A 13,248-nucleotide genomic window follows, 5' to 3' on the forward strand; every position below is an offset into this window, starting at 1 on the left:
AATCAATTATGAAAAAGAGAATATATAGTTTATTGTTGGCGGCAAGTACGTTGTTTGCGGTTTCCTGTGATCTTGATCTTTTGGAAAACCCAAATGCGGTAAACGCTGACACCGCTTCCCCTGATTTTCTGTTAAACAGAATTCAGCTGGATTATCAAGGCCTATTTAATACGATAGGTGATGACGGAATGAGATTGACCCGAATTATCAACCAGGGATCGGCTCAGTACGAAGGCGCATATACTCCTGTTACTACTAACGGGTATTGGAGTAATGCTTATGCAAACATCTTGGCAGATATTCAGTTTCTAGAGCCTTTGGCTGAAGAAGCACAATTCTTAAGACACTTGGGAATTGCCAAAACTATCAAGGCCATGGTACTATTTCACTTGGTAGATTCTTATGGAGATGTTCCTTATTCTGAGGCTTTAAATCCAGATGAATTTAACCCTGGAGTAGATTCAGGTGAGTCTGTTTATTTTGCAGCACTTGATGCTTTGAATGAAGCACAGGCTCATTTCCAAGCTTCTACAAGTTCTGGTTCTCCTAATGATTATTATTATGGAAGAAACTACACTAAATGGATCCGATTGATTAACACCTTGAAATTAAGATACCATCTTAACAGAAAGTTGGTTGATCCTTCGGGAGCTACTGCTGCTATCAATGCCTTGGTTGCTGAAGATAATTTCTTGAAAGAAGGTGATGATTTTGTATTCCAATTTGGAACTACAGCTGCTGACCCTGATTCTCGTCATCCAAGATTTGCTGGTCAGTACACCTCTGGTGGTGGTGATTACCAGTCTACCTACTACATGTGGCACTTGACTGAAGCAAAAGGATTTGATGATCCAAGAGCAAGATTCTATTTCTATCGTCAAGTATTGGTTAATTCAACCAATCCAGACGAGATCGAGTGTATCACTCAGTTGCCTCCTCCTCAGTACCTTGTAGGTGGTTTTATCTACTGTCTACCAGGAGAAAGAGGATACTGGGGTCGTGATCACCTGGATCCTGACGGTATTCCACCAGATGGTTTGAAGCGTACTGCATGGGGTGTATATCCTGCAGGAGGTCGTTTTGACGATGACTCTGCTTCTCCTGTGAACAACCCATCTTTGGGAGCGCAGGGTGCTGGTGTACATCCTATCATGTTGGCTGCTTATGTAGATTTTATGTTAGCTGAAGCTGCCTTAACCTTGGGTACTTCTGGTGATGCAAAAGATTATATGCTTAGTGGAATCGAAAAGCATATGAACTATGTGTATGATTGGAGTATGGGTACTTCTCAAGCTGGAGCAATCTCTTCATTCTTAGGTGATGAAGGAATTGATTACGATCAGCAGGTTGCTAATTACCTTACTTATGTTGGAGATGAATACGATGATGCTGCTTCAGCTGATGATCGTATGGATATTATCGGTCGTGAGTATTGGTTGTCTCTATTTGGTAGCGGTATTGAGGCGTTTAACTTGTACAGAAGAACTGGTAAGCCTGATAATATGCAGCCAGGATTGGAGCCTAACCCAGGTACTTTCCCTCGGTCATTCTTCTATCCAAACAACTACATGGTTACTAACAACAAGGCTGTTCAGAAAGCAGATCAATCCGTACAGGTGTTCTGGGATACAAATCCTCCGGGTAACGCTTGGGTTTATTAACCAAAAATTCTAGAAAAATATGAAAATGTTAAAATATAGTTTTGGTTTGCTAGCAAGTGCGCTGATGTTGTTCAGCTCTTGTAGAGACTTTGTTGAGCCGAATATCCCTTATACCGACTTCGATACAGGGGCATATTTGCGAACAATTGCTCGAACTAGCACAACCTTCAATTTCTTCGATTTGGCTAATTCCAAGTTTGCATTGACTTTGGAAGCTGTTGATGCTGAAGATGGTAATTCCGTTGAAACGGTTGAGATTTATGTTCGTCATAGACGATTGATCCCAGGTGTCGGTTTGGAATTTACGCCTGCTACTGGAGATAATTTGGTTTTGACTCTTCAGAAGTCAGATTTTGCACCTAATTCTGAGTCCAGATTCCTTCGGACTTCTTTCGAAATTTCTGCACTTGATGCGATTCAGGCGGTAGGATTGACCCCTACTGATGTTGAAGGTGCAGATGTGTTTGAATTCCGTTTGGTATTGAATGATCGTTTTGGTCGTTCGTTCACAAATACATCTGTGAATAACAACGTGGCAGGTGCGCCGTTCTATGCATCTCCTTTCCAGTACAATGTCAGCGTGATCTGTCCATCTGATTTGGCAGGTACTTATGACTTTGAACAATCCAATATGGAGTCTGTTTATGGTTCTTGTCCTGGTACCATTACTGGTACTACTACATGGACTGCAGTAGCAAGTACTCCTGGAGCCTATACCATTTCTGATGGTACCTTTGGTTTCTGGGATTGCTATGGTGACTCATGGGGAAATGGTAATGTACGTATAAATGACGCTTGTGGGGCATTAACAATGTCAGGATCTGATAAGTATAGTGCATCTTATTCTATGACAGTAGTAAGTGCCGATGCTGATAACTTAGTTATTCAGTGGTTAAATAGTGATGGTGAAACCGGTCTTGTGACTATTAAGTCCAATGCTGGCAAGCCTTGGCCTGAATCAATCTTTAAGTAAATGTATAATAGCGGTGTAATTTGCACCGCTATTATTTTTTATATGCATATTTGGATAAACGAATATTCAATTTTTTAATACAATTTATTCGGGTTAGTTTTGTTGAGTTAAGACAAAATAACCATGGATAAATTTTCCTTCATCGCAAATGCTCATGTTTCCTATATCGATGAGTTGTATGCGTCCTATAAATCTGATCCTGAATCCATTGATCCAAGTTGGAAAGATTTTTTTGATGGCTTTGACTTTGCTTTGACTCAATATGGGGAAAGTGAAGATGGCCCTGCTGCTGTAGTAAGCGCTGCTTCGACTTCGGTTTCCAAGAATGGTTCGCTTGCTACGCCGGGTACAATCATGGATATGGAGCAGTTGCCCAAGGAAATAAAAGTTAGAGCTCTGATCCACGCACATCGATCCCGTGCCCACTTACGTTCCAAGACAAACCCTGTCCGGGAAAGAAGAGACCGGAAAGCCTTGATTGACCCTCAAGACTTCGGCTTAGGGGCGGAAGATATGAATACGGAGTTCCAGGCCGGAAATGAAATTGGCATTGGAAAGGCAAAGCTTTCCGATATCATCGAAGCTTTAAAGACGATTTATGAAGGCCCTATGGGTTTTGAATATCTCTACATCCGTGATCCTGAGATGTTGGATTGGTTCAAAACCAAGGTAGAGAAAGAAGCCCTTGCGTTTAATCCATCTACTGAGGAAAAGAAAAGGATTCTTTTTAAGCTTAATCAAGCGGTTGTTTTTGAAAACTTTTTGCATACCAAATATTTAGGACAAAAGCGCTTCTCCCTTGAAGGAGGGGAGAGTACTATTCCATTCCTCGATGCGGTGATTACTACTGCAGCCAATTTAGGAGCTGAAGAAGCCATGATCGGAATGGCACACCGAGGCCGTTTGAATGTGCTGGCCAATATCATGGGGAAAACTTATGAACAGATTTTCTCTGAATTTGAGGGAACAGCTAAGCCTGACTTGACTATGGGTGATGGTGACGTGAAATATCACATGGGCTATTCATCCGATTTGGTTACTCCCGATAATAAAAATATTCATCTCAAATTAGCTCCAAATCCCTCACATCTAGAGGCAGTGAACCCTGTGGTGGAAGGGTTTATTAGAGCAAAAATTGACTCGGAGCATAAAGGTGATGCCAAAAAAGCGCTTCCGATTTTAATCCATGGTGATGCTGCAGTCGCAGGACAAGGCATTGTCTATGAAGTAACTCAGATGGCTGGTCTGAAAGGTTACAATACCGGAGGAACTATCCATTTTGTGATCAATAATCAAGTCGGTTTTACCACTGATTTTGATGATGCCCGCTCTTCTATCTATTGTACCGACGTTGCAAAAATTATTGACGCTCCTGTTATCCACGTGAATGGAGATGATGCAGAAGCGGTGGTATTTGCAGCAAAATTGGCGGTTGAATTCAGACAGAAATTCGGCAGAGATATCTTCGTAGATATGGTTTGTTATCGTCGACATGGACATAATGAATCAGATGAACCGAAGTTCACGCAGCCTGAACTTTATAATATTATTTCCAAGCATCCGAACCCTCGTGAGGTATATATTAAAAAATTGACAGAGCGAGGTGATATCGATGCGAAGATTGCAAAGCAAATGGACAAGGAGTTCCGTAAACTCCTACAGGACCGATTGAATATGGTGAAGGAAAAACCGCTTCCTTACCATATGACCAAATTCGAGCGGGAGTGGGGAAATCTACGACATTCCAAGCCGGAAGATTTTGAAAAATCTCCTGAAACCGGAATTGCTTCTGAAATGATTGATACAGTTGCTCAAGCATTAACCTTTATTCCAAAAGGCTTCAAGGCAATTAAGCAGATTGAAGTTCAGATGAAGCAGCGGAAGGAAATGTTCTTTGAATCCAAAAGTTTGAACTGGGCCGCTGCAGAATTGCTGGCTTATGGCTCACTTCTCTTGGAAGGAAAAACCGTTCGGATTACAGGTCAGGACGTTCAGCGAGGGACTTTTTCCCATCGGCATGCGGTCATTCATGATGCAACCACTAATCAACCTTATAATTCCTTGCGGGAAATGCCGGAGCGAAAAGGGCAATTTTACATTTATAATTCCCTTCTTTCCGAATATGCTGTATTAGGTTTTGAATATGGTTATGCCATGGCGAATCCTCATTCATTGACTATTTGGGAAGCTCAATTTGGTGATTTTGCAAACGGAGCGCAGACCATGATTGACCAGTTTATTTCTTCTGGTGAATCCAAATGGCAAAAACAGAATGGAATTGTGATGCTCCTCCCTCATGGATATGAAGGTCAAGGTCCGGAACATTCCAATGCGAGACCAGAGCGATTCTTGCAACTTTCTGCAGAATACAACATGATCGTAGCAAATATCACGACCCCATCTAATTTCTTCCATTTATTGAGAAGACAGGTGGCTTGGGATTTTAGAAAACCATGCGTGGTCATGTCACCTAAATCCTTGTTGCGTCATCCTAAAGTAATGTCTCCTATTGAGGAATTTACTTCCGGCAATTTCAAAGAAATTATTACAGATAGCACGGTTGATCCTAAGAAAGTAAAACGTGTTATTCTCTGTACAGGCAAAATTTATTATGACCTCGAGGAGGCTAGGGAAAAAGAGAAAATCGATAATGTAGCCATCATCCGAATCGAACAAATCTATCCGCTTCCCAAAAAGCAAATCATGGAGGCATTGAAGCAATATAAAAATGCGGAATTGGTTTGGGTACAGGAGGAACCAGAAAATATGGGCTACTGGACTTATATGCTTCGCCTACTTTACAAAGAACTCAGCTTGGAGTTGATAGCACGGAAAGTATCGGCTTCTCCAGCTACAGGTTACAATAAGGTCCATGTCGAAGAGCAAAAAAATATCATAACTAGAGCCCTGAAATTTTAAAATAATCAATCCAGAATAATCAAAGTGATGCTTTGACCGATAGGTAGAAGCCAAAACCATAATCTCATGAGCAAAGAAATCAAAGTTCCGGCCGTTGGGGAATCCATCTCCGAGGTGACGGTAGGTCAGTGGTTCAAAAAAGACGGTGACCAAGTCGAAATGGACGAAGTGCTGTGTGAATTAGAATCTGATAAAGCAACATTCGAGCTTCCGGCAGAGGCTGCGGGAACACTTCGCATTAAAGCCCAAGAAGGAGATACACTAGAAATTGGTGCAGTAATTTGTGTCATTGAAGAATCTACTTCTGGCGTTTCTTCTGAAAGACCTAGCTCTAATGCTCCAGCAGAAGCAAGTTCAAGTTCTGCTTCTCCAAAAGCTACGGGTGAAGTCAAAGAAATGGTTGTTCCTACAGTAGGTGAATCTATCACAGAGGTTACTCTAGCCAATTGGTTGAAGGCAGATGGAGATTTTGTGGAACTGGATGAAATTATTGCTGAAGTCGATTCTGATAAAGCAACCTTTGAATTACCTGCGGAGGCAACTGGTATATTGAGACATGTCGCTCAGGAAGGTGAAACCCTCGAAATCGGTGGATTGATTTGTAAGATTGAGGTGATGGAAGGAAAGCCTGCTGCTGCTAGCTCTGAAGCTCCATCTTCCACTCCGGCTTCTACTTCAGCTCCTTCCAAGGAATCCTATGCTTCAGGTCATGCTTCACCGGCAGCTTCTAAGATTTTGGCAGAAAAAGGAATTAACCCAGAGGAAGTAAAGGGAAGCGGAAAAGATGGTCGAATCACCAAAGAAGATGCTCAAGCCGCTCAAAAACAAGCGCCAGTAGCACCAAAACAAGAGAATAAAGAAGAGCCAGTGGCACAATCAGCAGTTCGAGTAGCTGGCTCAAGAGATGAAAAACGTGAGAAGATGTCCTCGCTTCGCCGAACCGTTTCCCGACGGTTGGTTGCGGTGAAAAATGAAACGGCAATGTTGACGACATTTAATGAAGTCAACATGAAACCCATTATGGATCTTCGCTCCAAGTACAAGGACCTTTTCAAGGAAAAACACGGTGTTGGACTAGGCTTTATGTCATTCTTCACCAAAGCTGTTTGTGTAGCCCTGCAGGAATGGCCAGCTGTAAATGCAAAAATCGATGGAAACGAAATTGTATATCATGATTATTGTGATATCTCCATTGCGGTATCTGCTCCAAAAGGATTAGTCGTTCCAGTAATTCGAAATGCAGAAGGGATGAGCTTCGACCAAATCGAGAAAGAGGTCGTTCGCTTAGCTACCAAGGCTCGCGATAATAAATTATCTATCGAAGAGATGACTGGAGGAACATTCACCATTACCAATGGCGGTGTATTTGGTTCTATGATGTCTACTCCGATCATCAATGCTCCTCAGTCTGCGATTTTAGGAATGCATAATATCGTTCAGCGTCCGATGGCAGTGAACGGTGAAGTGAAAATCCTTCCTATGATGTATGTGGCTCTTTCTTATGATCACCGCATCATCGATGGACGAGAGTCTGTGAGCTTCTTGGTACGAGTGAAGCAATTGCTTGAAGAACCAGAGCGATTGTTATTTGGAGTTTAATAGTGAACCAAGTACAAAGTATCAAGTACAATGATTTAATCCGAGATATTTTGAGAGCTTGGTATTTGTTTCAAATTGTCCTTGGCTTGATGGATGAAAGAGGATTTTAGGTAATTTGTAGAAAATATATTTTACTAAAATTTTTCAATCATGCATCGCTATAAAGAATTAAAAGTATGGCAAAAGGCCATAGATCTTGCTGTAGAAGTGTACCGAGTCACAGAAAAGTTGCCCTCTGAGGAGAGATTTGGCCTAATTTCTCAAATTAACAGATGTGCAATTTCTATCCCTTCAAATATTGCAGAGGGAGCTGGAAGAAATACTAATAAAGACTTTAACCATTTCTTAGGTGTTTCGCTGGGTTCTTCTTTTGAATTGGATACTCAAATGATTATTTCAAATCGTTTGGGCTATGTCAATAATGATGATTTTGAAATAATTGAAAAAGAGCTTGAACATATTCAAAATATGATAGTAAAGCTCAAACAAAACTTGAATGTATAACCTCAATATACTTAGTACTTCGTACTGAGTACATTGTACAAAGTCTAAAAAATGTACGACTTAATAGTAATTGGCTCAGGACCAGGTGGATATGTGGCGGCTATCAGAGGCGCACAATTGGGAATGAAAACAGCCATTATTGAGAAATATCCTACTCTTGGAGGAACTTGTCTCAACGTGGGATGTATTCCATCCAAGGCGCTTTTGGATTCTTCGGAGCATTACCACAATGCCCTCCATACATTTAAAACCCATGGAATCAATCTTTCCAATCTTAAGGTAGATTTAAAGCAAATGATTGCTCGGAAAGAGGATGTGGTCAAGCAAAATGTTGATGGGATTCAATACTTGATGAAAAAGAATAAAATTGAGGTTCATCAAGGAGTGGGTTCATTTGTTGATGCGAATACCATCAAAGTGACCAAGGAAGATGGTAGTGAGGAGCAGATTCAAGGAAAGAATATCATCATTGCTACGGGTTCCAAACCGGCATCTCTTCCTTTTATCAAAATCGATAAGGAACGAATCATTACCTCTACGGAAGCTTTGAAGCTGAAGGAGATCCCGAAACATTTGATCGTGATCGGCGGAGGAGTAATCGGGATGGAGCTAGGTTCTGTTTATGGTCGAATGGGAGCAAAAGTTTCCGTGGTTGAATATTTGGATTCCTTGATTCCATCCATGGATAAAACCATGGGTAAGGAATTGCAAAAGTCCCTCAAGAAGCTGGGGTTTGATTTTTATCTTAAGCACAAGGTCACTGCTGTAGAAAATAAAGGCAAGGAAGTAATTGTCACTGCAGAAAATAGTAAAGGAGAAGCAGTTGAGTTGAAAGGAGATTATGTGTTGGTTTCCATTGGCCGCCGGCCATATACGGACGGCTTGAATGCTGAAGCTGCGGGAGTAAAAATCAACGAAAGAGGCCAAGTTGAAGTTAATGATCATCTTCAAACTTCGGTGCCTCATATCTATGCTATCGGTGATGTTGTGAAGGGAGCCATGCTCGCCCACAAGGCAGAGGAAGAAGGAGTGTTTGTGGCTGAAACTATTGCAGGTCAAAAGCCACATATCAATTACCTTTTGATTCCAGGAGTTGTATACACTTGGCCGGAAGTGTCTTCTGTAGGTTACACGGAAGAGCAGTTAAAGGAAAGTGGACGAAAATATAAAGTTGGTAAATTCCCATTCATGGCATCAGGTCGTGCGAGAGCCTCTATGGATACTGATGGGCTGGTGAAGGTGTTAGCGGATGCTGAAACCGACGAAATTCTAGGTGTGCATATGATTGGTCCACGAACTGCAGACATGATTGCTGAGGCTGTTGTTGCGATGGAATATCGAGCTTCTGCGGAAGATATCGCACGGATGTCACATGCACATCCAACTTATACAGAAGCATTTAAGGAGGCTTGTTTAGCGGCAACTGAAAATCGAGCTTTGCATATTTAATTCAAAGATTTAAAAAGAAGGAAAGCCAAATTCAATCATTGAATTTGGCTTTTTTATTTCTGCTAAAAATGATTTAATTCATTCATGACTTATAAAATCGCTTTTTTGGGTGCGGGTAATGTTGCATGGCATTTGGCACCTGCGTTGGAGAATGCAGGACATCAAATTACAGAAGTCTATTCTCGCAATTTAGATCATGCTAAGCACGTCACGGAACGCCTGTATACGGCTCTTCCCAAAGATGATTTAGATTTCTCCGATAGTGAAGCTCGGATTTTTATTCTATGCGTTAAAGATGATGCTGTTCCCGAGATTGCAGATGCCGTTATTCTTCCTGAGGAAAGTATCTTGGTTCATACCTCCGGTACTTTACCCTTGGATATTCTAAACTATAGTTCAGCTTCATATACAGGAATTTTTTATCCTTTGCAGTCTTTTACCAAAGGCCAAAAAACGGATATTTCTGAGGTCTCTTTTTTGTTGGAATCGGATGACCAGGAAATTTTAAAGATTCTTCGAAAATTGGCGAAAAGCTTATCTCATCACATCTATACTGTCCGATCTAAAGACAGAAAGGCGGTGCATATCGCTGCGGTTTTTGCCAGCAATTTTACCAATCACATGATTCGAATTGCAGAGGAATTGATGCAAAGACAAGGGTTAGATTTTGAAATGTTGAAACCACTCATCGTTGAAACGATTTCAAAAAGTTTGCAGATTGGGGCCAAAAAAGCTCAAACTGGTCCCGCAATCCGGGAAGATTACGAGACCTTGGAAGAGCATCACCGTTTTCTAAATTATAATGAACAGTTGGCAGAAATTTACAGACTGATTTCTCAGGACATTATTGATTCTTAGCCATTCCAAGAACCGAATTTCCCTGTTTGGTAGTCTTGATAAGCCTCATAAATCTGCTGCTCTGTATTCATGACAAAAGGGCCCTGAGCAACCACGGGCTCATTGAAAGGCAGCGCATGACCCAGAATCACAACTGAATCCTCATCAGCATTTACTTTCAAAGTTGAACCTTCATTTGAGAATTCGACCAAATTTCTGAATGGAATACTCTGTCCATTCACGCTTACTTTTCCCCGAACGATGTAAAAGAAAATATTCTCTTCAGCTGGAATTTCTTTTTCAAATTTTCCTCCCTCATCCACATAAATAGTACTTAAACTAACTGGGAAATTGCCTTCAAAAGCACCGGAAACTCCATTCCATTCTCCGAATAGTTGCTGTACTTTTACTTTCCCTTCGTCCAATTCTAAGGTTGGAATTTCTTCTTTCTGCAATCCCACATAGTGCGGGGTTACCATTTTTTTTGCTGCAGGTAGATTCATCCATAGTTGTAAAATCTCGAGATCTCCACCCTTCTTTTTGAATTCCGAACTGGAGACTTCTGCATGAATGAGGCCTTTTCCAGCAGTCATGTATTGAACTCCTCCTGCCTCAATTACGGATTCATGACCAGAGGAATCCTTATGCATAATGTCTCCTTCTAGAATAAAAGTGACGGTTTCCATTCCTCTGTGGGGATGTGGTCCAAAAGGCAGTCCCCGGTTGTTTTCAGGGTAAGTTTGATGCCCATGGTGGTTCAGAAAAAGAAAAGGGTCAATCATATCCAAGCTCCGGGTTGGCATCGGGCTATACGTGATCAAATCTGCAATTGGGCGGTATTCTGCGCCATGTATTTTTTTAATGGATCGTAGCATTATCTTCAATTTAAATTAATTCATGTATAGACATTAAATCATTAATTCAGGAAGAAAGTTCAAGATTTTGGGCGGAACTTATTTAATCTCTCGATCTAATTGTAAAATGGTATTCAAAAGGACATTTGCTCCATTTGCAATGTCTTCTTTAGTAGAAAATTCTTGTGGAGAGTGGCTAATTCCATCTTTGCTTGGAATAAATATCATTCCCATTGGGGCAATTCGAGCCATTTCTTGGGCATCATGTCCGGCACCACTTGGAAGGCTTAGTGTGGATAAACCTAAGGATTCTGCTGTAGATTGAATGACTTTTCGAATTTCAGGATCTGCCAAAGCAGGGGTAGAGGCTACATCGATGTGGCGGATATCCAATTCAACATTGAATTCTTCAGCAAATTGGTGAGCTTGTTTTTCCAAGCTTCGGTAAATATCCCAAATCTTTTCAGATGAAAGGTCCCGCATTTCCAGATTCAATTTCACTTCGGCAGGAATAACATTCCCCGCTCCCGGGAAAGCCTGAATTTTCCCTACTGTTCCAACCTGACGACCTTCAATGGAGCGAATGGTTTCATTTACCGCAAGAATGAATTTAGCTGCTGGAAGCATTGGGTCTTGTCTAAGATTCATAGGAGTAGTTCCGGCATGATTTGCGAACCCCTTAAAAGTAAATTCCCACCATTCGATGGCAACGATTCCTTCCACTACACCAATATCCAGTTTTTCGTTGTAGAGATTCGCTCCTTGTTCGATATGGAGTTCCAGAAAAGCGGCTAGATCTCCAGATTTTCTTGCTACTTCGGGAATTCGATCAGGATCACCTCCCAATTTTTTGATTCCTTCATATTGAGTGATTCCTGCATTGCTCACGACTTGGAGGGCTTCCTCACTTAATGATCCAACCAATGCCCTGCTTCCAATCACGCCACCTTCTTCATTGGTAAATATGATTACTTCCAATGGGTGTTGTGTTGAAATGGAATTTTCTTGAAGGGTTTTGATCACTTCAATTGCACTTAATGATCCCACCGGTCCATCATAATCGCCTCCATTGGGTACTTCATCAATATGAGAACCAAAGGCAATGGGCTTAAGGTTTGGGTTTTGACCTGCTCTTTTTCCAATAATATTTCCTGCAAAATCAATGGAAACATCCAATCCAGCTTCTTTCATCAACCCCATCACATAGTTACGTCCTTGGATGTCAAAATCTGAGAAGGCTACTCGATCAGAGCCTCCTTGTGCATTTTTTCCAAAGGTTGAAAGTTTCATCAAGGTCTCATGCAGTCTATCTGGGTTGACTTTTAATTGCTGAGCGAAGGATTGAGTGGATAGGAATGAAAGAATAAATCCAAGAGTCAGAAGTTTTTTCATGGGTGCAATGTTTTGGAATAAAAAAGTCCTTCCCAAAAAGGAAGGACAATGGTGTTATTTTAACCAAGCAAGTTGGACTTCATCGGGAGCTTTCATCCGATCTGCCAAACGCATATAGCGATCTGCCAAGTTGGATAAATAATCCTGGGCTTTTGCAGCCACATCATTAAGTCCAGTTAATGCTTCGATTTTCCAATGATCTACGAGATGTTGAATAATTCTTGCATAATCCCAACCTGTGTAAATCCCTACTTTTTGGGTAATGGCAGAGAATTGCTCAAAAAGGGATGGATTGCTGCTTCCTTCTCCCATTAAAACAGCGGGCATTACAATTTGCTTTCGCATCATTTTTTCAAATGCCAGTATAGCTCCGCTTGGGTCGATTTCGAAAATCTTTGACATGAATGTCTTATAAGCTTTTTCATGTCTTGCTTCGTCACCTGCAATGGTTTTACAAATTTTTGAAAGGACATGATCTCCTGCCTTATCTGCTAATTTACCGGTATTCACATGGGAAATCTTTGTAGCTCGCTCCTGAAAACTGGTATAAATCATGGCCTGATAAGGGTCTGATTCCGATTTTGGGTCAAACCCGTTTGTGATTAAACGGTGGATTGTTCGCTCCACTGCATTCATATCGACACGGCCCGTGAGATAGAGGTATTTATTTAGCAAATCCCCGTGTCTGTTTTCTTCAGCAGTCCAAGATTTTGACCAACGGACCCAGCCTGAAGGATTGAGCAATGATCGTTCATCATTGATGCCTTCCAATAGGTTGAAGTAGGTTTGGTAGGAGGGAAGTGCTTCCTCCGTAATCATATTTCCAATAAGGGAAGTTAAAACTGTGTCGGGGATTCCTTCGGCTCTTTTTTGGAGTAATTTGACTTCTTCGAAAACCTCAGGGTTTTGAAAATCTGGAAGAAAATCGGATGGTTGCCAGCAATCATCGGGATCAACTAGAATGGTATCTACTGCTTCACCGACGATGTCATCCAACTGGGAAATTACTTCCATGTTTTTCTCCAGTTCGTGATTGATTGGCTTTGATGTACTCATAATT

10 protein-coding genes are annotated in these 13,248 nt (G+C 41.3%); 7 read left to right on the plus strand and 3 right to left on the minus strand.

Annotated elements, in window-relative coordinates:
- Positions 1 to 8 precede the first annotated feature (8 nt).
- The 7 genes from HWE15_RS11355 to HWE15_RS11385 all read left to right on the plus strand — a co-directional run bounded on the left by HWE15_RS11355 (position 9) and on the right by HWE15_RS11385 (position 9,963).
- Entirely contained in the window at positions 9 to 1,661 is a 1,653-nt protein-coding gene (locus HWE15_RS11355) for a SusD/RagB family nutrient-binding outer membrane lipoprotein (protein WP_290507654.1), read from the plus strand.
- A 19-nt stretch (positions 1,662 to 1,680) separates the two neighbouring features.
- Complete coding sequence (locus tag HWE15_RS11360) at positions 1,681 to 2,634, plus strand: hypothetical protein (RefSeq protein WP_290507655.1); 954 nt, start codon at positions 1,681 to 1,683, stop codon at positions 2,632 to 2,634.
- 123 nt (positions 2,635 to 2,757) lie between these two features.
- Complete coding sequence (locus HWE15_RS11365; protein ID WP_290507656.1) at positions 2,758 to 5,553, plus strand: 2-oxoglutarate dehydrogenase E1 component; 2,796 nt, start codon at positions 2,758 to 2,760, stop codon at positions 5,551 to 5,553.
- A 66-nt stretch (positions 5,554 to 5,619) separates the two neighbouring features.
- A complete protein-coding gene (gene odhB, locus HWE15_RS11370; RefSeq protein WP_290507657.1) occupies positions 5,620 to 7,152 on the plus strand; it encodes a 2-oxoglutarate dehydrogenase complex dihydrolipoyllysine-residue succinyltransferase in 1,533 nt (510 codons plus the stop codon).
- Between the two features lie 150 nt (positions 7,153 to 7,302).
- The gene (locus HWE15_RS11375) at positions 7,303 to 7,656 is read left to right on the plus strand and encodes a four helix bundle protein (protein WP_290507658.1); all 354 of its coding nucleotides are present in this window, start codon (positions 7,303 to 7,305) and stop codon (positions 7,654 to 7,656) included.
- A gap of 51 nt (positions 7,657 to 7,707) precedes the next feature.
- Complete coding sequence (gene lpdA, locus HWE15_RS11380; RefSeq protein WP_290507659.1) at positions 7,708 to 9,105, plus strand: dihydrolipoyl dehydrogenase; 1,398 nt, start codon at positions 7,708 to 7,710, stop codon at positions 9,103 to 9,105.
- An 84-nt stretch (positions 9,106 to 9,189) separates the two neighbouring features.
- Positions 9,190 to 9,963 (plus strand): Rossmann-like and DUF2520 domain-containing protein, encoded by a 774-nt coding sequence (locus HWE15_RS11385; protein ID WP_290507660.1) that lies wholly within the window; start codon positions 9,190 to 9,192, stop codon positions 9,961 to 9,963.
- On the opposite strand, the gene HWE15_RS11390 is transcribed toward HWE15_RS11385, so the two are convergent.
- The 3 genes from HWE15_RS11390 to HWE15_RS11400 all read right to left on the minus strand — a co-directional run bounded on the left by HWE15_RS11390 (position 9,960) and on the right by HWE15_RS11400 (position 13,244).
- Entirely contained in the window at positions 9,960 to 10,817 is an 858-nt protein-coding gene (locus HWE15_RS11390; protein WP_290507661.1) for a pirin family protein, read from the minus strand. The genes HWE15_RS11385 and HWE15_RS11390 overlap by 4 nt on opposite strands.
- 78 nt (positions 10,818 to 10,895) lie before the next feature.
- Entirely contained in the window at positions 10,896 to 12,188 is a 1,293-nt protein-coding gene (locus HWE15_RS11395; RefSeq protein ID WP_290507662.1) for a Zn-dependent hydrolase, read from the minus strand.
- Positions 12,189 to 12,242: 54 nt separating this feature from the next.
- The gene (locus HWE15_RS11400; protein ID WP_290507663.1) at positions 12,243 to 13,244 is read right to left on the minus strand and encodes an acyl-ACP desaturase; all 1,002 of its coding nucleotides are present in this window, start codon (positions 13,242 to 13,244) and stop codon (positions 12,243 to 12,245) included.
- Positions 13,245 to 13,248: the final 4 nt, after the last annotated feature.

The sequence above is a fragment of the Algoriphagus sp. genome, assembly GCF_013373065.1.
Taxonomy (GTDB): Bacteria; Bacteroidota; Bacteroidia; order Cytophagales; family Cyclobacteriaceae; genus Algoriphagus.